This window comes from Streptomyces sp. SCPE 10 (genome assembly GCF_051980735.1).
Taxonomy (GTDB): domain Bacteria; phylum Actinomycetota; class Actinomycetes; order Streptomycetales; family Streptomycetaceae; genus Streptomyces; species Streptomyces misionensis.
The window spans coordinates 5,715,445-5,734,098 of record NZ_CP197069.1; the positions used below are offsets into that span (position 1 = coordinate 5,715,445).

Consider the following 18,654-nt stretch of genomic DNA (forward strand, 5'->3'; position numbering starts at 1 on the left):
TTCCGGATCAGGTCGGCTCGGCTCGGCAGGATCCGGAAGACAGGCCCTGGTGAGCGGTCACGGCGCCACCCACGCGTACCGGTGTTCCGGGCGGCCGGTGTCGCCGTACTTCAGGGAGAGGCGCAGCCGGCCGGCCTGTTCCAGATGGCGGAGGTAGCGCTGGGCGGTGGAGCGGCTCAGGCCGGTGCGGGCGGCGACCTCGTGGGCGGACAGCGGGTGGTCGGCGCCGTACAGGACGTCGCATATCAGGTCCGCGGTGGGAGCGGTGTGTCCGGGTGCGGAGGGGACGGGGGCCGTGCGCAGCGCGCCGAAGATCCGGTCCACCTGCTCCTGGCCGGTCACCCCCCGGCCGCCCACCCGGTCGACCGTGCGGCGCAGTGCCGCGTACGAGTCCAGTCGGGCGCGCAGCGCGGCGAAGGTGAACGGTTTGACCAGATAGTGCAGGGCGCCCAGGCGCATCGCCTGCTGCACGGTGGCGACGTCCCCGGCCGCCGTGATCATGATGACGTCCGTGCCCTGGCCCTGCTCCCGCATGCGGTGGACGAGTTCCAGGCCGGTACGGTCCGGCAGATAGTGGTCGAGCAGCACCAGGTCGATGGCGCCGCGTTCGACGGCGGCCAGCGCCTGGGCGGCACTGTGCGCGCGGGCGGCCACCCGGAACCCGGGAACCTTTCCCACGTACTTCGCGTTTATCTCAGCGACACGGAAGTCGTCGTCGACCACCAGGACGTCGATCATCAGGCCTCTCCTCCAAGGCCGGCGAGCACCAAGCCTGTGTTTGCGGCTCCGCAGTTGTAGCGCGAGCAAAAAGAGCACAACAGGTGCTTGCGAGCAAAAGAACGGCTTGCGCACACAAGACTGCTGCACGGGCCGGGCCGCACCTACCGTCCCGGGCCATGAGCGCACACACCAGCCCCGCCATCGAGCTGCGGGGCGCGAGCAAGACCTTCAGGACCCCGTCCGGGGGACTGCACACGGCCGTGCGCGGCCTGGATCTCACCGTGGAGCGCGGTGAGTTCGTGGCCGTCGTGGGGCCGACGGGCTGCGGCAAGTCCACCACGCTGACCCTGGTCAGCGGGCTCGAGGAGCCCACCGAGGGCGACGTGCTGGTGGCCGGGGAGCCGGTCGACGGTGTCGGCGGCAAGGTCGGTTTCGTCTTCCAGCAGGACGCCACCTTCCCCTGGCGCACGGTCCTGTCCAACGTGATGGCCGGCCCGCGGTTCCGGGGAGTGCCCAAGGCGGAGGCCCGTGAGAAGGCCCGCGAATGGCTCGCCCGGGTCGGGCTCGCGGCCTTCGAGGACCGCTATCCGCACCAGCTCTCGGGCGGTCAGCGCAAGCGTGTCGCCCTCGCCGCCACCTTCGTCAACGACCCCGAGATCCTGCTGATGGACGAGCCCTTCTCAGCGCTCGACGTGCAGACCCGGGCGCTGATGTCGGACGAGCTGCTGGAGCTGTGGGAGGGCACGGGCGCCTCCGTCGTCTTCGTCACCCACGACCTGGAGGAGTCCATCGCGCTGGCCGACAAGGTCGTCGTGATGACCGCCGGGCCCGCGACGGTGAAGCAGGTCTTCGAGATCGACCTGCCCCGGCCGCGCAAGGTCGAGTCGGTCCGTCTGGAGCCGCGCTTCATCGAGATCTACCGGGAGATCTGGGAGTCCCTCGGCGAAGAGGTCCGCATCACCCGCGAGAGGGGTGCCGCGCATGTCGCCTGAGGTTCTCACCACCCCGGTCGCCGACGGCGCCCAGGTCTCCGACCGCGCCCGCAGCCGGGCCCAGGCCGCCCGCCGCCGCAGGCTCCTCGTCAACACCGCGCGGGGCGTCCTTCTGGTCGCGGTCCTCGGGCTGTGGGAGGTGCTGTCCCGGGCGAAGGTCATCGATCCGTTCAACTTCTCGATGCCCTCCAAGATCTGGGACCAGATCTCCACCTGGGTCATGCACGGCACCGCGCTCGGCTCCCTGGGCGAGCAGATCTGGTACACGCTCTACGAGGCCCTGCTCGGCTGGGTGATCGGTGTGGTCGCCGGTGTGCTGCTCGGCATCGCGCTCGGGCGGATCGGCTTGCTGGCCGAGGTTCTTGGTCCATACATCAAGGTGCTCAACTCCATACCGAGGATCGTGCTCGCGCCCATCTTCCTGATCTGGTTCGGGCTCGGTCCCTCCTCCAAGGTCGCCTCGGCCGTGGTGCTGGTCTTCTTCCCAGTGTTCTTCAACGCCTTCCAGGGAGCCCGCGAGGTGGACCGCAACCTGGTGTCCAACGCGCGCATCCTGGGCGCGACCGACCGCAGGGTGACCCTCCAGGTGGTCATTCCGTCGGCCACCTCCTGGATCTTCACCAGCCTCCATGTCAGCTTCGGTTTCGCGCTGATCGGCGCCATCGTCGGCGAGTACATCGGTGCGACCAAGGGCATCGGCCTGCTCGTCGCGCAGTCGCAGAACACCTTCAACGCGGCCGGTGTGTACGCCGCGATGGTCATCCTCGCCGTCGTCGCACTCGCCGCGGAGGGCCTGCTGACCTTCGCCGAGCGCCGCATCTTCCGCTGGAAGCCCGCCGGTTCCGACAGCTGATCCGCCGGCGCCCCGCACCACCCCCCACGCCCTCCCCGCACCGCCCACTCACAAGGACGTGAACCGCCATGCGCAAGACCGCCCGACACGCCTGCCTGGCCGCCGGCCTGCTCGCCCTCACCTCGCTCACCGCCTGCGCCAACGACGCGGCCGGTTCCTCGGCCGACACCGGCAGCGGGGGCGGCGGCAAGGGCGAGACCGTCAAGATCATGGTCGGTGGGCTGGACAAGGTCATCTACATGCCCGCGATGCTCACGCAGCGCCTCGGCTACTTCCAGGACGAGGGTCTGAACGTCCAGCTCATGACCGAACCCGCCGGTGTCCAGGCCGAGACCGCGCTCGTCGCCGGGCAGGTGCAGGGCGCGGTCGGCTTCTACGACCACACCCTCGACCTCCAGACGAAGGGCAAGTCGGTCGAGTCCGTCGTCCAGTTCTCGCGCGCGCCGGGCGAGGTGGAGGTCGTCTCCGACAAGGCCGCGGGCGACCTCACCTCGCCCAAGGACTTCAAGGGCCGCAAGCTGGGCGTGACCGGACTCGGTTCCTCGACCGACTTCCTCACCAAGTACCTGGCGGTCAAGAACGGCGTGAAGGTCAGCGAGTTCACCCCGGTCGCCGTGGGCGCGGGCCCGACGTTCATAGCCGCCCTGCAGAAGGGCTCGATCGACGGCGGCATGACCACCGACCCGACGGTGGCGACGATCCTGGACAAGAAGGCGGGCAAGATCCTGCTCGACATGCGCACCCCCGAGGGGTCGCAGCAGGCGCTGGGCGGGCCGTACCCGTCGTCGAGTCTGTACATGCAGACGGACTGGGTGAACGGACACAAGGACACCGTCCAGAAGTTGGTCAACGCATTCGTCAAGACGCTCAAGTGGATGTCCACCCACAGCGCCGACGAGATCGCCGCCAAGATGCCCGCCGACTACTCCCAGGGCGACAAGGCGCTCTACACCCAGTCCATCAAGAGCACCCTGCCGATGTTCACCGACGACGGCGTGATGCCGCAGAACGGGCCGGAGACCGTGGAGAAGGTGCTCAAGGCGTTCAACCCCAACATCAAGAACGCCAACGTCGACCTGAGCAAGACGTACACCACGGAGTTCGCCAAGGCGGCCAAGTAAGCCCGACCGGCCGTCAACCCGCACGGCCTGCGGGCGGCTCCGCGGTCAGCTGTCGCCCGCCGTGCGCCGGGGGCTCCAGCTCCGGTTCGCTCAGCGCCTCCGGCAGCACCACCGTGAACTCCGCGCCGCCCCCGCCGGCGGTGCCCACGGTGGCGCTGCCGCCCTGGCGCTCGGCGAGCCGGCGCACCAGCGACAGCCCGAGGCCCCGCTTGCCGTGCGCGGGTGGCCGCTTGGTCGACCATCCCTCGGTGAACACCAACTCCCGCTGGTCGGGCGGGATCCCGGGGCCCGTGTCGCGCACCCGGAGCACGACCGTGCGGCCGTCGGTGCGCAACTCGACCTCCACGCGCGCGTGCGGGGTGCCCGCGACCGCGTCCAGGGCGTTGTCCACGAGGTTGCCGACCACGGTGACCAGCCCCCGCGGATCGACCAGCCGGTCCGGGAGCCGGCTGCGCTCCGACACCCACAGGGCCACCCCGCGCTCGGCCGCCACGGTCGCCTTGCCGACCAGCAGCGCGGCCAGCAGTGGGTCGTGGATCTTCTCGGTGATCTGTTCGGACGTGACCCGGTGGTCCCCGACCACCTCGCCGACGAACTCCACCGCGTCGTCGTACATCTCCAGTTCCAGCAGCCCGAGCAGGGTGTGCATGCGGTTGGCGTGCTCGTGGTCCTGGGCACGCAGGGCGTCGATCAGCCCGCGCGTGGAGTCCAGTTCGCGCCCCAGCTGCTCCAGCTCGGTGCGGTCGCGCAGGGTGGCGACCGCACCGCCGTCGTCGGTGGGCATCCGGTTGGCGACCAGCACCCGTCGGCCGCGCACCGTCAGCAGATCGGTCCCGGTCACCCGCCCGGCGAGCACATCGGTCGTGCGGCCCGCGCCGAGCGCCTCGTCGGGAGTGCGGCCCACCGCCTCGTCGCCGATGCCCAGCAGCCGCCGCGCCTCGTCGTTGAGCAGGCGGATCCGGCCGCCGCGATCCAGCGCGACCACGCCCTCCCGGATGCCGTGCAGCATCGCCTCGCGTTCGGCGAGGAGCGCCGAGATGTCGGAGAAGGCCAGGTCACGGGTCTGCCGCTGCACCCTGCGGGAGATCAGCCAGGCGGCCAGCGCGCCCACCGCGAGCGCGCCCCCGGCGTAGGCGAGCAGCCCGGGGATGGCGCTGATCAGGCGGGCGCGCACGCTGTCGTAGGCGATGCCGACCGAGACCGCCCCGATGACGTGGTGATCGGCGTCGTACAGCGGCACCTTGCCCCGTGCGGAGCGTCCCAGGGTGCCCCGGTCGATCTCCATGACCTCTTTGCCCGCCAGGGCGTCGGAGGGGCTCGTGGAGACCTTGTGGCCGATCTGCGAGGTCGTCGGGTGCGACCAGCGCACCCAGTGCCGGTCCAGCACCACGATGTACTCGGCGTGGGTGGCCCGCCGGATCCGCTCGGCCTCCTGCTGCACCGGCCCGTCCTTGGTCGGCGGGGTGCTCAGCAGTCCCTGGGCGATCTGCGGGTCCTGGGCGGTGGTCTCGGCGATGGCCAGCGCGCGCCGCATCGCCTCGTGGTCCAGCTGTTTGCTCAGCGGCGCGAGGAACAGGCCGGTCGCCAGCACCGCGACTCCCGCGGCGAGCGTGACCTGCATCAGCAGCACCTGCGAGAACACCCGCCGTGGCATACCGAGACGCAGACGGCGTGCGGAGGGAGTGTGGCTCATGGGAGGACAGTACGGGCTCCGCCCGGCGCGCGGTTCAGCTCGCCAGCGCCGTCGGCCGCACTTCGCGCACCGCCACCACGTTCATCCGGGCCGGAGTGCCGAGCACCGCGGCGCCGCAGCTCTCCTGGCGCGGCGGCAACGACGCCCCGCGCGCCACGGTGACCCGCCAGCGGCGCCCGTCGGCATGGACGACGGTGACCTCCCAGCGCGGCGCCGCGCCATCCGTGCGCACGACGCCCAGCACGCCCGCCCGGTGCTCGCCCGCCACCGAACGCACCGCCAGTTCGGCGGCCTGCCCCGGCCGTTCGAAGGCGGAGCAGCCACGGCACCCCTCGACCGCCACCCGGCCCTCCCGGACCCCGTCCAGGGCCGCCTTGACGGTGGCGGTCCCGGCACGTCCGTAGACGTAGCCGTACGGCAGGACGAGCACCGTCGGCGCGAAGCGATGTCCACCCAGATGGGTGACCTCCCAGACCCCGTTTTCCCCGGCGGCGGCCAGCTCGGCGGCGAGCGGGCGGCCCTGGAGGGCGCAGCAGCGGTCGCGCTTGCCGTTGGTGCACACGAGGGCGAGCGGGTCGCCGGTGTGCGGGCGCCCGCCGAGCACCGCGGCGAAGGAACGGTGGTCGCCCGCTGCGAGGGCGGGCAGGTCCAGGTCGAGCAGCCGGCGCGGATCGCGGGTGACGGCGCCGTGCAGCCACACCCGTCCCGGCACGGTGTGGGCGGCGTACACCCGCCGGATCTCGGAGGGGCCGGGGTCGGCGTGGCGGCCGGGGCGCCGGATGAGGGCGACGCGCACGCCAGTGCCGTCGGCCGCCGCCTCCAGGGCCCGGCCCACCGCCGGGTCCAGATGGCTGGAAGTGAGCGCCTTGGCGCCCCACGGGCCGGGCTGTTCCAGCAGCAGCCATGTCGTCGCCGTGGCTGCCGTTGCCGAAAGGGGCTCGTCGAGGCTTCGGGAGACGGTCGCGCACCTACTCACAGAGGTGAGCCTAACCTGACTTGCGGTAGGTCGACTTCCGGCCGGGCCGTGTCGTGTCCGGTAGAGGGGTGGGGGACGGGGCCCGGCGGGAGGCTCGGCTAGCGCGGTCCCGGGAAGGGCTGGGGCGGGCGCGGGCCGACGTAGTGGCCCACGGGGCGCATGCGCAGCGGGCGCTCGTCGTACTCCTCCAGGGCGTGCGCGATCCAGCCGGCCGTGCGGGCCACGGCGAAGATCGTCTCGCCGGCGGTGGCCGGCATGCCGAAGGAGGCGGTGAACACCGCGAGCGCCAGGTCGACGTTGGCGTGCAGCGGGGTGTGCCGGGCGGTCGTGGCGACGATGTCGCGGGCCGCGAGCAGCGCGGACTCCGCGCGCGGAAGCCGTTCCAGCAGGCCGAACAGGACCCGGGCGCGGGGGTCCTCGCCGGTGTACAGACGGTGGCCGAGGCCGGGGATGCGGCGGCCGGCGCGCAGTTCGTCGGCGATCACCGGGGCGGCGGTGCCCAGTTCGAGCACGTCCAGCAGCATCCGGTGGGCGAGGCCGCTGCTGGCGCCGTGCAGCGGGCCCTCCAGGACGCCGAGCCCGGCGGAGACGGCCGCGTACGCGTGCGCCCGGGCCGAGGCGGCCACCCGGACGGCCAGCGTGGAGGCGGCCAGGTCGTGGTCGGCGAGCAGGGCGAGCGCGGCGTCCAGCACGCGCAGGGCGTCCTCGTCGGCCGGGAGGCCGGTCAGCCGCGCCCACAGGCGGTGGGCGAGCGGTACGTCGTCACCGGGATCGCGCAGGACCGGCGGCAGCGCGGCCACCATGGTGGGGATGAGCACACGCGCCGTGTTCAGCACGGCGTCCCCGGACAGATCGAAGCGCAGCGGGTCCTCGGCCGACGCGGCGATCGTCGCGACCCGCAGCCGATCGGTGGGGGAAGTGTGCTCGGGCAGTGCCTTGACGGCCCGGCGGGCGACGCGCAGGGTCTCCTCCGGCGCGGTGAAGGCCGTCCCGGGGGCGAGCCGGCCGGTCCACAGCCACTCCGCGACCTCCTCGTAGGAGTGGCGGGCGGCCAGTTCGGTGGCGTCGACACCGCGGTAGTAGTACCGGTCCGCCTCGATCAGCGTGATCCGGGTACGCACCGAGAGGTCGCCGCCCGAGCCGGGGACCCCGGCGCTCTCGCGGCGGTTGCGCCGGGCCAGTTCCTCCACCTCGCGCGCCTCGAAGGTGCTGGCGCGGCCGCCGGGCTCGCGCCTGCTGCTCAGCAGGCCGCGGCTCACATACGCGTAGACCGTCTCGGGCTTCACGCCGAGCAGCTCGGCGGTCTCCTTGGTGGTCAGCCTTCGCCCGGGGCGGTTGGGAACGGGTTCGTGATCGCGCATGAGGGTCACGGTAGCGGCCTCTGCACATCTTGATGGACATCTCGCTGAGCATTGATCCAATCAATATTGACAGGATATTCGTCAAGCATGGACAGTCGGATCAAGTCCACAGGAGGAGAGACATGGCCATCAACAGGACCGCGACGCCCCTTGTCGACGTGCCGCGGGGCCTCGCCGGCGTCGTCGTCACCGAGACGGAGATCGGCGACGTCCGGGGGCGGGAGGGCTTCTACCACTACCGGCAGTACTCGGCCGTCGACCTCGCGCGCACCCGGCGCTTCGAGGACGTCTGGCATCTCCTCGTGCACGGGGCGCTGCCCGGCGCCGAACGCGCCGCCCCCTTCGCCGCCGAGACCGCGGCACTGCGCCGGCTGCCCGAGGAGGTCCGGGCCGCCCTGCCCGCGATCGCCGCCGCGAGCCGCCGCTCCGGCCCACTGGCCGGCCTGCGCACGGCACTGTCCCTGCTGGGTGCCGCCCGCGGCTTCCGGCCGCTGTACGACCTGGACGCCGAGCGGCGCCGCGCCGACACGCTGGCCGCGTGCGCGGCCGTGCCCACCCTGCTCACCGCCTTGTACCGGCTGGGACGGGGGCTCGACCCGGTGGAGCCACGCGACGACCTGTCGTACGCGGCGAACTACCTCTACATGCTGACCGGTTCGGAACCCGAGGAGCGCCGGGCCCGTGCCGTCGAGCAATACTTGATCTCCACCATTGACCACGGATTCAATGCGTCAACGTTCACCGCGCGGGTCGTCGCCTCCACCGGCGCCGACGTCGCGGCCTGTCTCACCGGGGCCGTGGGCGCACTGTCCGGCCCGCTGCACGGAGGCGCGCCCAGCCGGGCCCTGGACACCCTGGACGCGATCGGCACCCCGGAGCGCATCGACCCGTGGATCCGGGAACGGGTGCTGGCCGGCGACCGGATCATGGGCTTCGGACACGCGGTCTACCGCACCGAGGACCCCCGCTCGCGCATGCTCCGGGAGATCGCCCTCGGCTTCGGCGGCCCCCGGGTGGACTTCGCCGTCGAGGTCGAACGCCGGGTCGAGGCCATCCTCGCCGAGCTGAAGCCGGGCCGCGAACTCCACACCAACGTGGAGTTCTACGCCGGGGTGGTCATGGAACTGTGCGGCCTGCCCCGCGAGATGTTCACCCCCACCTTCGCGGCCGCACGGGTCGTCGGCTGGAGCGCCAACCTCCTCGAACAGGCGGCCGACCCGAAGATCATCCGTCCGGTGGCCCGCTACGTCGGCCCCGAGGCGCCCGTCGCGGTTCCCGCGGCCTAGACGAGCCGCCCCCGGGAACCCTTTTATCCTGGTCCGCAGCCGGTTCACAGGAGAGAGGTCGCCCCTTGGGGAACAGCTTGGCGCACAGTGCGGACGGCAGCCGTCGTCCTCGGCAGATCCCGGTCGTCGTACTGGCCGGCTTCCTCGGCTCGGGGAAGACCACGCTCCTCAACCACCTGCTGCACCACAGCGCGGGCAGCAGGATCGGGGCGATCGTCAACGACTTCGGCGCGATCGAGATCGACGCCCTGGCCGTCGCCGGCGCCCTCGGCGACTCCACCGTCTCCCTCGGCAACGGCTGCCTGTGCTGTGCCGTGGACGCCAGTGAACTCGACGGCTACCTGGACCGGCTCGCCGCGCCCGCCGCCGGCATCGACGTGATCGTCATCGAGGCCAGCGGACTCGCCGAACCGCAGGAACTGGTGCGCATGGTGCTCGCCAGCGAGCACCCCGACATCGTCTACGGCGGCCTGGTCGAGGTCGTGGACGCGGCCGAGTTCGACGACACCCGCGCCAAGCACCCCGAGATCGACCGGCACCTCGCCCTCGCCGACCTGGTGGTCGTCAACAAGCTCGACCGGGCCGCCGACCCCGAACGGGTGCTCACCCTGGTGCGCTCCCTGACCGACCGGGCCGCCGTCGCTCCCGCCACCTACGGCCGGGTCGACCCCGAGTTCCTCTTCGACTGCCGGCCGAGCGAGGAGCGCATCGGCCAGCTGTCCTTCGACGACCTGCACGACCGCGGCGCGCACGAGCACACCGGGCATCTGCACACCGGCTACGACAGCCTGTCCTTCACCTCCGGCGCCCCCATGGATCCGCGCCGCCTGATGCGCTTCCTGGACAGCAGGCCAGAGGGGCTGTACCGGATCAAGGGACATGTCGACTTCGGCCCGTGCGACCCCCGCAACCGCTATGCCGTGCACGCCGTCGGCCGGTTCCTGCGCTTCTACCCCGAGCCCTGGCCGCCCGCCGAGGACCGCCGCACCCAACTGGTGCTGATCGGCTCCGGCATCGACACCGAGACGCTCGGCAAGGAACTGCGGGGCTGCGCGAGCGACGCCCCACACGCCGACGAGCACGGCATGTGGGGCGTCCTGCGCTACGTCCAGGGCTCCGAGGAGGAGCCGGACACGGAGGAGACCTACGAGGGCTAGAACGCGGCCCGCGGCGGTCAGAACACCGGACCCGCGACCACCGAGACCGTCTTGGGCAGCGAGGTGCCCGAGCCGTCCCGGCGCGGGTCCGGCTCCGGCAGCTCCGCGGGGCTGCCGTTCTTCTGCGCCGCGCGGGCGGGCGCCGGGCCCGCCCAGGCCAGCGCGAGGCAGTCCTCGCCCTTCAGGAACCGCTGGCAGCGCACTCCGCCGGTCGCCCGGCCCTTGCGCGGGTACTGGTCGAACGGGGTCAGCTTGGCCGTCGTCTGCACCGAGTCGTCCAGCGTGCCGCGCGAGCCCGCCACGGTGAACACCACCGCGTCGACGGCCGGATCGACGGCCGTGAACGAGATGACCCGCACGCCCTCGGCGAGCTTGATGCCCGCCATACCGCCCGCCGGGCGGCCCTGCGGACGCACGATGGAGGCCTGGAAACGCAGCAACTGCGCGTCGTCCGTGATGAAGACCAGGTCCTCCTCGCCGGTGCGCAGCTCCACCGCGCCGACGATCCGGTCGCCCTCCTTCAGCGTGATGACCTCCAACTCCTCCTTGTTGGACGGGTAGTCGGGCACCACACGCTTGACCACACCCTGCTCGGTGCCGAGCGCGAGGCCCGGGGACGACTCGTCCAGCGTGGTCAGGCACACCACCGTCTCGTCGTCCTCCAGGGAGACGAACTCCGCCAGCGGCGCGCCCCCGGAGAGGTTCGGCGCGCCCGCGGTGTCCGGCAACTGCGGCAGATCGACCACGTTGATCCGCAGCAGCCGGCCCGCCGACGTCACCGCGCCGATCTCCCCGCGCGCGGTCGCCGGCACCGCCGAGACGATCACATCGTGCTTGGCCCGCTTGGCGCCCGCCTGCTCCGGGAACGGCTCGGCCGTCGCGGTACGCGCCAGCAGGCCCGTGGAGGACAGCAGCACCCGGCAGGGGTCGTCGGCCACCTGGAGCGGCACGGCCACGGCGGGGGCGCCCGCCGACTCCAGCAGGACCGTGCGCCGGTCGGTGCCGAACTTCTTGGCGACGACGGCCAGTTCGGCCGAGACCAGCTTGCGCAGCTCCGCGTCGGACTCCAGGATCCGGGTCAGCTCCGCGATCTCCTCGGTGAGCTTGTCCTTCTCCGCCTCCAGCTCGATGCGGTCGTACTTGGTGAGCCGGCGCAGCGGCGTGTCGAGGATGTACTGCGTCTGCACCTCGCTCAGCGAGAAGCGCCCCATCAGGCGCTCCTTGGCCTGCGCGGAGTTGTCGCTGGACCGGATCAGCCGGATGACCTCGTCGATGTCGACCAGGGCGGTGAGCAGACCCTCGACCAGGTGCAGCCGGTCGCTCTTCTTGCCGCGCCGGAACTCGCTGCGGCGGCGCACCACGTCGAAGCGGTGGTCGAGGTAGACCTCCAGCAGCTCCTTCAGGCCGAGGGTGAGCGGCTGGCCGTCCACCAGGGCCACGTTGTTGATGCCGAAGGACTCCTCCATCGGCGTCAGCTTGTAGAGCTGCTCCAGGATGGCCTCGGGCACGAAGCCGTTCTTGATCTCGATGACCAGGCGCAGTCCGTGCTCGCGGTCGGTGAGGTCCTTGACGTCCGCGATGCCCTGGACCTTCTTGGCGTTGACCAGGTCCTTGATCTTCGCGATGACCTTCTCCGGGCCGACCGCGAACGGCAGTTCGGTGATCACCAGGCCCTTGCGGCGGGCGGTCACGGGCTCGACCGAGACCGTCGCGCGCATCTTGAACGTGCCGCGGCCGGTCGCGTACGCGTCCCGGATGCCGTCCAGGCCGACGATCCGGCCGCCGGTGGGCAGATCGGGGCCCGGGACGTGCTTCATCAGCGCGTCCAGGTCCGCGTTCGGGTGCCTGATCAGATGGCGGGCGGCGGCGACGACCTCGCGCAGATTGTGCGGCGGCATGTTCGTGGCCATGCCGACCGCGATGCCCGAGGAGCCGTTGACCAGCAGGTTCGGGAAGGCGGCGGGCAGCGCCACCGGCTCCTGCTCCTGGCCGTCGTAGTTCGGCGCGAAGTCGACCGTGTCCTCGTCGATCGACTCGGTCATCAGGCTCGTCGCCTCGGCCATCCGGCACTCGGTGTACCGCATGGCGGCCGGCGGGTCGTCGTTGCCCAGCGAACCGAAGTTGCCGTGGCCGTCGACCAGCGGCACGCGCATGGAGAAGGGCTGGGCCATGCGCACCAGGGCGTCGTAGATCGACGCGTCGCCGTGCGGGTGCAGCTTGCCCATGACCTCGCCGACGACACGGGCGCACTTCACATAGCCGCGCTCGGGGCGCAGGCCCATCTCGTTCATCTGGTAGACGATCCGGCGGTGCACCGGCTTGAGACCGTCACGGGCGTCCGGCAGGGCGCGCGAGTAGATGACCGAGTACGCGTACTCGAGGTAGGAGCCACGCATCTCGTCCACGACGTCGATGTCGAGGATCTTCTCCTCGTACGAATCGTCGGGCGGCGGGGTCTTCGTGCTGCGGCGGGCCATCGCTGCCGGCTCCTCCTGATCTGGTCGCTCGCCTTCGGGGCGCGCACCCTTCGGCTCGCTCTTGCTGAAGCGGTTGACGGATCTGTCGCGGACCATTGTGGACCGGGGCACTGACAAGCCGGGCCGCGACCCGGTCCACGAGCCGTCCCCGGCGGGCTCCACGACCCGTCCGCGAACGGCCCCCGACCCTGCCGCGTCCGGCCGCGGGGCCGGACGGCGCTCCGCCCGGCCCCCTGTCCGCACCCCGGCCCGCGCGGCTCGCCCGGCGCCCCGGGCGATCACGGATCCGGGTCCGACGCAGGCTACGCGATCCGCTGTGGGCGTACGTGCCGCGGGAACTTCGCCGGGGCCTCGCACGCTTTGCATACAGTGGCAGGAACGGCAGGAAAAACGCGGTTTCCACAACCGCCTCCGCTCGCGAAGGGACGTACATGCCCATGGGTCACACGACCACAGCCGAGGCAGGCTCCGGGGGCCTGACAGCGACCGAGCACCGCCTGGCCAACGGTCTGCGCGTGGTGCTCTCCGAGGACCACCTGACCCCCGTGGCGGCCGTCTGCCTTTGGTACGACGTCGGCTCCCGCCACGAGGTCAAGGGGCGCACCGGCCTGGCCCACCTTTTCGAGCACCTGATGTTCCAGGGCTCGGGGCAGGTCAAGGGCAACGGCCACTTCGAACTGGTGCAGGGCGCCGGCGGCTCGCTCAACGGCACCACCAGCTTCGAGCGCACCAACTACTTCGAGACCATGCCCGCCCACCAGCTGGAGCTGGCGCTCTGGCTGGAGGCCGACCGCATGGGCTCCCTGCTGACCGCCCTGGACGACGAGTCCATGGAGAACCAGCGGGACGTCGTGAAGAACGAGCGCCGCCAGCGTTACGACAACGTTCCCTACGGAACGGCCTTCGAGCGGCTGACCGCCATGTCGTACCCCGAGGGCCACCCCTACCACCACACGCCGATCGGCTCCATGGCGGACCTGGACGCGGCCACCCTGGAGGACGCCCGCCAGTTCTTCCGCACCTACTACGCGCCGAACAACGCGGTGCTCTCCGTGGTCGGCGACATCGACCCCGAGCAGACGCTCGCCTGGGTGGAGAAGTACTTCGGCTCCATCCCGGCCCACGACGGCAAGCCCGCGCCCCGGGACGGCTCCCTGCCGGACGTCATCGGCGAGCAGCTGCGCGAGGTCGTCGTCGAGGAGGTCCCGGCGCGCGCCCTGATGGCCTCCTACCGGCTGCCGCACGACGGTACGCGCGCCTGCGACGCGGCCGACCTCGCCCTGACCGTCCTCGGCGGCGGCGAGTCCTCCCGGCTCTACAACCGGCTGGTGCGCCGCGACCGCACGGCCGTCGCGGCCGGCTTCGGCCTGCTGCGCCTGGCCGGCGCGCCCTCCATGGGCTGGCTGGACGTGAAGACCTCCGGCGACGTGGAGGTGCCGGTCATCGAGGCCGCCATCGACGAGGAGCTGGCCCGGTTCGCCGAGGAAGGCCCCACCGCCGAGGAAATGGAGCGCGCCCAGGCCCAGTTGGAGCGCGAGTGGCTGGACCGGCTCGGCACGGTCGCGGGCCGCGCCGACGAACTGTGCCGCTACGCCGTCCTGTTCGGCGACCCGCAGCTCGCCCTGAACGCCGTGCCGCGCATCCTGGAGGTGACCCCGGAGGAGGTCCGGGAGGTCGCCAAGGCCCGCCTGCGCCCCGACAACCGCGCGGTCCTGGTCTACGAGCCCAAGTCCCCGGAGAACGTCGAGGACGCCGACCTGCCCGAGGACCCCGAGTCGGAAGCCACCGTAGAGGCCGGGAACGAGAACGAGGAGACGGCCAAGTGACCGAGCAGCTCGCCACCATGGACTTCCACCCCCGGCCACAGCCCGGCGAGGCCAGGCCCTGGGCCTTCCCGGCCCCCGAGCGCGCCGCGCTCGACAACGGCCTGACCGTGCTGCGCTGCCACCGCCCCGGCCAGCAGGTCGTCGCGGTGGAGGTGCTGCTCGACGCGCCCCTGGACGCCGAGCCGGCCGGCCTGGACGGCGTGGCCACCATCATGGCGCGCGCCTTCTCCGAGGGCACCGACCGGCACTCCGCCGAGGAGTTCGCCGCCGAGCTGGAGCGCGCGGGCGCCACCCTCGACGCGCACGCCGACCACCCCGGCGTCCGGCTCAGCCTGGAGGTCCCCGCCTCCCGCCTGGCCAAGGGCCTCGGCCTGGTCGCCGACGCGCTGCGGGCTCCCGCCTTCGCCGAGAGCGAGATCGAGCGCCTGGTCCGCAACCGCCTGGACGAGATCCCGCACGAGCTGGCCAACCCCGCCCGCCGTGCCGCCAAGGAGCTGTCCAAGGAGCTGTTCCCGGCGGCCTCGCGCATGTCCCGGCCGCGCCAGGGCACCGAGGAGACCGTCGAGAAGATCGACGCGCCCGCCGTGCGCGCCTTCTACGAGCGCCATGTGCGCCCCGGCACGGCCACCGCCGTGGTGGTCGGCGACCTCACCGGCATCGACCTGGACGCGCTGCTCGCCGACACCCTGGGCGCCTGGACCGGCACGCCCGGCGAGCCCCGGCCCGTGCCTGCGGTGACGGCCGACGACACCGGACGCGTCGTCATCGTGGACAGGCCCGGCGCCGTCCAGACGCAGCTGCTCATCGGCCGGATCGGCCCGGACCGGCACGACCGGGTGTGGCCCGCCCAGGTGCTCGGCACCTACTGCCTCGGCGGCACCCTCACCTCCCGCCTGGACCGCGTGCTGCGCGAGGAGAAGGGCTACACCTACGGGGTGCGCTCCTTCGGCCAGGTCCTGCGCTCCGCCCCGGACGGCACCGGCGCGTCGATGCTCGCCATCAGCGGCTCCGTGGACACGCCCAACACCGGCCCCGCCCTCGACGACCTGTGGAAGGTGCTGCGCACCCTCGCGGCGGAGGGCCTGACCGACGCCGAGCGGGACGTCGCCGTGCAGAACCTCGTCGGGGTCGCGCCGCTGAAGTACGAGACCGCGGCGGCCGTCGCGAGCACCCTCGCCGACCAGGTCGAGCAGCACCTGCCCGACGACTTCCAGGCGACGCTGTACCGGCAACTGGCCGCCACGGGCACGGTGGAGGCGACCGCGGCCGTCGTCAACGCCTTCCCGGTGGACCGCCTGGTGACCGTCCTGGTCGGTGACGCTGCGCAGATCAAGGCGCCGGTCGAGGCGCTGGGCATCGGCGACGTCACCGTGGTGGCGGCCGAGTAGCGGCAGTAACGGCACACAGGGGACGGGGCCCTGGCGACCTACGGGTCGTCAGGGCCCCTGTTGTTCCACTCTCTCCCTCAGATGTCCGAATTGGGGCGGAGGTTGCCCGTCTGCCCTGTGGGATGCGCTACAAAAACCCCGATCTGTTTGGGAATCGGGAGCCGGTCCGCATAGCTTCGTCCAGGCTGTTCGTCGGGCAGTGCGCCGCACCCGCGGCACCGGGCAGCCATCGCCGAGTCCCCGTACGGCGCGAGCCAGGGGAGCCGGGGACCCACACGTCCCTGGGGTGAATCGGGCACCCGCGCGTGACGCGAGGGAGCCCGTAGGAGACCTTCCTGCTCCGAACCCGTCAGCTAACCCGGTAGGCGAGAGGGAAGGAAAGGACCAGCCACTCCATGGCGTTCATGTGCGCCACCGGGAAGCACCGCAAGCCCGGCCGGGTCAAGCGAACCACCGCCCAGGCGGCCGGCGTCGCGGCCCTGACGACCACCGGCGTCATCGGCACCCTCGCGGCCTCTCCGGCGCTCGCCGCCGAGCGCCCCGCGGAGCAGACCGGTCTCACCCCCGTACTCGCCGCGAGCGACGACGTCGCCCAGCAGATCGACGCGCAGGCCAGCGCCCAGCAGCGGGCCGCCGAGCGCAAGGCGGCCCAGGAGGCCGCTGCCAAGCGGGTGGAGGAGGCGCGCGAGGCGGAGGCCCGCGCCGCCCGCGAGGCCGAGCGCAGGCGGCTGAACGCCTTCGTCGCCCCGATCGCGCACTCCTACGTGTCCACCGGCTACGAGGCCAGCAGTTCGCTGTGGTCCTCCGGGTCCCACACCGGCATCGACTTCCACGCGGCCAGCGGCACCCCGGTGCACGCGGTCGGCGTCGGCACCGTCGTCTCCACCGGCTGGGGCGGGGCGTACGGCAACCAGATAGTGATCCGCATGGCCGACGGCATGTACACCCAGTACGGCCATCTGTCGTCCATCGGCGTCACGGTGGGCCAGCAGGTCACCGCGGGCCAGCAGATCGGCCTGTCCGGCGCCACCGGCAACGTCACCGGTCCGCACCTGCACTTCGAGGCGCGCACCAGCCCCGACTACGGCTCGGACGTCGACCCCGTCGCCTACCTGCGCAACCACGGCGTGGACGTCTGACGAGCCCGCACGCCCCCGCACGGCATCCGAAGCCCCGGCCACCGAGCCGGGGCTTTCGCCTTTCCCGCGGTGTTCCGGTCGCCGTTGTCCAAAAAATATCCCCGGATTCCGGCCCGCCGTCGGAAAAGGCGGCGCGGTGGAATAGAGTCACCGGAATAGAGTCATGGGAAAAACGCGTCCGTCGTCGGCGTCGTGTCGCGGGGATCAAGGCGGAGGTCGGTCATGCGTATTCCGGCGCAGTCGGTGTGCACGGCGATCCGGGACGACATCGTCGCCGGCGTCCTGGAACGCGGCGGCCGTCTCACCGAGGAGGTGCTGGCCCGCCGCTACGGGGTCTCGCGCGTCCCCGTGCGCGAGGCGCTGCGCACCCTGGAGGCGGAGGGCTTCGTGGTGACGCGCCGGCACGCGGGCGCCTGTGTGGCCGAACCGAGCGAGCAAGAGGCCGCCGACCTGCTGGAGATGCGCCTGCTCCTGGAACCGCTCGGCGCCGCCCGGGCCGCCCGGCGGCGCACCGGGGCGCACCTGAAGGTGCTGCGCGGGCTGGTCAGGCTGGGGCAGGAGCGCGCCAGGCGGGGCGACAGCGAGGAACTGCGCGCACTGGACGGCTGGTTCCACGAGACGCTGGCCCAGGCCTGCGGCAGCCCCTCGCTGACCTCCACCCTCCTCCAGCTGCGCCACAAGATCGCCTGGATGTACGTGCTCGACGCGCCGTCGGACCCGGTCGGCACCTGGGCCGAGCACGGCGCGATCGTGGACGCGGTGGCGCGCGGCGACGGAGCGCGCGCCCGCGCGGTGACCGCGCTGCACGCCGAGCGGGCGGCGGCCGAGCACCGGCTGCGCGTGCCCGGTGGCGCCGAGCGTGTGAGGACTTCGCAACATGCCGTAAACATGTCCGGCGCACAGAATTAACACGGGTGCCGTATACAAAGGGGTGGGTATTTCGTGGGCCGGTATTCCCCTATTTCTTCGGTGCCGTTAATTACCGACCCGGGTGAATGGGGTGGGCGTTCCGTCGTGAAAACGCCGGAAATCGCGAAATACGCCTCCGTGCGCCCACCGCACCGGCGCGGTCGCCCGTACCCGTCTTGCCCGACCGGCGTCGTGCGGTCGGGGCGGCAGCGGGGCGGCCCGCCACCCTGCCCGGTCCGAGCCGGCGGACCGGCCCGGACCGGGCGTCACGGCAGTGCAGAACCGGGCGTCACGCCACCGCGCCGAAGCCCGGTTCCTCGAAGGTCCGATGCCGCTCAGACGGTCTCGGGCAGCTCTTCCAGACCCTCGGCGACCAGCTTGGCCAGCCGGTCCAGGGCGGCCTCGGCGCCCTCGGCGTCGGAGGCGAGCACGATCTCCTCGCCGCCCTGGGCGCCCAGACCCAGGACGCCGAGCATGCTGGCCGCGTTGACCGGGGTGCCACCGGCCTTGGAGATCGTCACCGGGATGCCCGCGGCCGTCGCGGCCCGGACGAAGATGGAGGCGGGGCGGGCGTGGAGGCCCTCGGCCCAGCCGACGTTGACGCGGCGCTCAGCCATGTGTTGCTGCCCTTCACTCTTCAAGGTTGTCTAGACCAGTCTTCCATATGGTGAACCATGCCTGGAGAGGGGCTGCGCACCCCCTCCACGGTGCCGTCGTGACCGCCCCTCGGCCCGGCGGCCGTCTCCACAGACTGCC

At 72.0% G+C, this 18,654-nt stretch carries 15 protein-coding genes and 1 riboswitch; of the genes, 9 read left to right on the plus strand and 6 right to left on the minus strand.

Going from position 1 to position 18,654, the window contains the following annotated elements; all coding sequences use genetic code 11:
* Positions 1 to 57 precede the first annotated feature (57 nt).
* Positions 58 to 738 carry a response regulator gene (locus tag ACSP97_RS26435; protein WP_355149286.1) on the minus strand — a complete coding sequence of 227 codons (681 nt, stop codon included), beginning with the start codon at positions 736 to 738 and terminating at the stop codon, positions 58 to 60.
* A 158-nt stretch (positions 739 to 896) separates the two neighbouring features.
* Here ACSP97_RS26435 and ACSP97_RS26440 point away from each other — a divergent pair, with 158 nt between their 5' ends.
* From ACSP97_RS26440 to ACSP97_RS26450, 3 genes are all read left to right on the plus strand, one after another.
* Entirely contained in the window at positions 897 to 1,712 is an 816-nt protein-coding gene (locus ACSP97_RS26440) for an ABC transporter ATP-binding protein (protein ID WP_355149288.1), read from the plus strand.
* On the plus strand, positions 1,702 to 2,565 hold the full coding sequence (locus ACSP97_RS26445; RefSeq protein WP_355328445.1) for an ABC transporter permease: 864 nt from the start codon (positions 1,702 to 1,704) through the stop codon (positions 2,563 to 2,565). Before ACSP97_RS26440 ends, ACSP97_RS26445 begins: the two co-directional genes overlap by 11 nt.
* Positions 2,566 to 2,633: 68 nt before the next feature.
* Positions 2,634 to 3,686, plus strand: coding sequence for an ABC transporter substrate-binding protein (locus ACSP97_RS26450; RefSeq protein WP_440554549.1), 1,053 nt, complete (start codon positions 2,634 to 2,636; stop codon positions 3,684 to 3,686).
* Positions 3,687 to 3,699: 13 nt separating this feature from the next.
* Here the strand turns inward: ACSP97_RS26450 and ACSP97_RS26455 are convergent, their stop codons facing one another.
* The 3 genes from ACSP97_RS26455 to ACSP97_RS26465 form a co-directional block, all read right to left on the minus strand.
* Positions 3,700 to 5,379 (minus strand): sensor histidine kinase, encoded by a 1,680-nt coding sequence (locus ACSP97_RS26455; RefSeq protein WP_355524131.1) that lies wholly within the window; start codon positions 5,377 to 5,379, stop codon positions 3,700 to 3,702.
* Between the two features lie 34 nt (positions 5,380 to 5,413).
* Complete coding sequence (locus tag ACSP97_RS26460; protein WP_440554551.1) at positions 5,414 to 6,355, minus strand: sucrase ferredoxin; 942 nt, start codon at positions 6,353 to 6,355, stop codon at positions 5,414 to 5,416.
* 98 nt (positions 6,356 to 6,453) lie between these two features.
* Complete coding sequence (locus tag ACSP97_RS26465; protein WP_355149297.1) at positions 6,454 to 7,716, minus strand: citrate synthase; 1,263 nt, start codon at positions 7,714 to 7,716, stop codon at positions 6,454 to 6,456.
* 122 nt (positions 7,717 to 7,838) lie between these two features.
* Here ACSP97_RS26465 and ACSP97_RS26470 point away from each other — a divergent pair, with 122 nt between their 5' ends.
* Positions 7,839 to 9,002, plus strand: a complete 1,164-nt coding sequence (locus ACSP97_RS26470; RefSeq protein WP_440554553.1) for a citrate synthase — start codon at positions 7,839 to 7,841, stop codon at positions 9,000 to 9,002.
* A gap of 65 nt (positions 9,003 to 9,067) precedes the next feature.
* Positions 9,068 to 10,159 carry a CobW family GTP-binding protein gene (locus ACSP97_RS26475; RefSeq protein ID WP_388292748.1) on the plus strand — a complete coding sequence of 364 codons (1,092 nt, stop codon included), beginning with the start codon at positions 9,068 to 9,070 and terminating at the stop codon, positions 10,157 to 10,159.
* A gap of 17 nt (positions 10,160 to 10,176) precedes the next feature.
* Here the strand turns inward: ACSP97_RS26475 and ACSP97_RS26480 are convergent, their stop codons facing one another.
* The gene (locus ACSP97_RS26480) at positions 10,177 to 12,636 is read right to left on the minus strand and encodes a DNA gyrase/topoisomerase IV subunit A (RefSeq protein ID WP_440554555.1); all 2,460 of its coding nucleotides are present in this window, start codon (positions 12,634 to 12,636) and stop codon (positions 10,177 to 10,179) included.
* A 431-nt stretch (positions 12,637 to 13,067) separates the two neighbouring features.
* Here ACSP97_RS26480 and ACSP97_RS26485 point away from each other — a divergent pair, with 431 nt between their 5' ends.
* From ACSP97_RS26485 to ACSP97_RS26500, 4 genes are all read left to right on the plus strand, one after another.
* Positions 13,068 to 14,462, plus strand: a complete 1,395-nt coding sequence (locus ACSP97_RS26485; protein WP_355149305.1) for a M16 family metallopeptidase — start codon at positions 13,068 to 13,070, stop codon at positions 14,460 to 14,462.
* 17 nt (positions 14,463 to 14,479) lie between these two features.
* A complete protein-coding gene (locus ACSP97_RS26490) occupies positions 14,480 to 15,850 on the plus strand; it encodes a M16 family metallopeptidase (RefSeq protein ID WP_355149455.1) in 1,371 nt (456 codons plus the stop codon).
* Between the two features lie 220 nt (positions 15,851 to 16,070).
* A riboswitch (cyclic di-AMP (ydaO/yuaA leader) is annotated at positions 16,071 to 16,233 on the plus strand.
* Positions 16,234 to 16,245: 12 nt separating this feature from the next.
* The gene (locus ACSP97_RS26495) at positions 16,246 to 16,989 is read left to right on the plus strand and encodes a M23 family metallopeptidase (RefSeq protein WP_355149307.1); all 744 of its coding nucleotides are present in this window, start codon (positions 16,246 to 16,248) and stop codon (positions 16,987 to 16,989) included.
* 222 nt (positions 16,990 to 17,211) lie between these two features.
* Complete coding sequence (locus ACSP97_RS26500; RefSeq protein ID WP_355149309.1) at positions 17,212 to 17,898, plus strand: GntR family transcriptional regulator; 687 nt, start codon at positions 17,212 to 17,214, stop codon at positions 17,896 to 17,898.
* Positions 17,899 to 18,233: 335 nt separating this feature from the next.
* Here ACSP97_RS26500 and ACSP97_RS26505 read toward each other — a convergent pair whose 3' ends face one another.
* On the minus strand, positions 18,234 to 18,515 hold the full coding sequence (locus ACSP97_RS26505; protein WP_146463492.1) for an HPr family phosphocarrier protein: 282 nt from the start codon (positions 18,513 to 18,515) through the stop codon (positions 18,234 to 18,236).
* Positions 18,516 to 18,654: the final 139 nt, after the last annotated feature.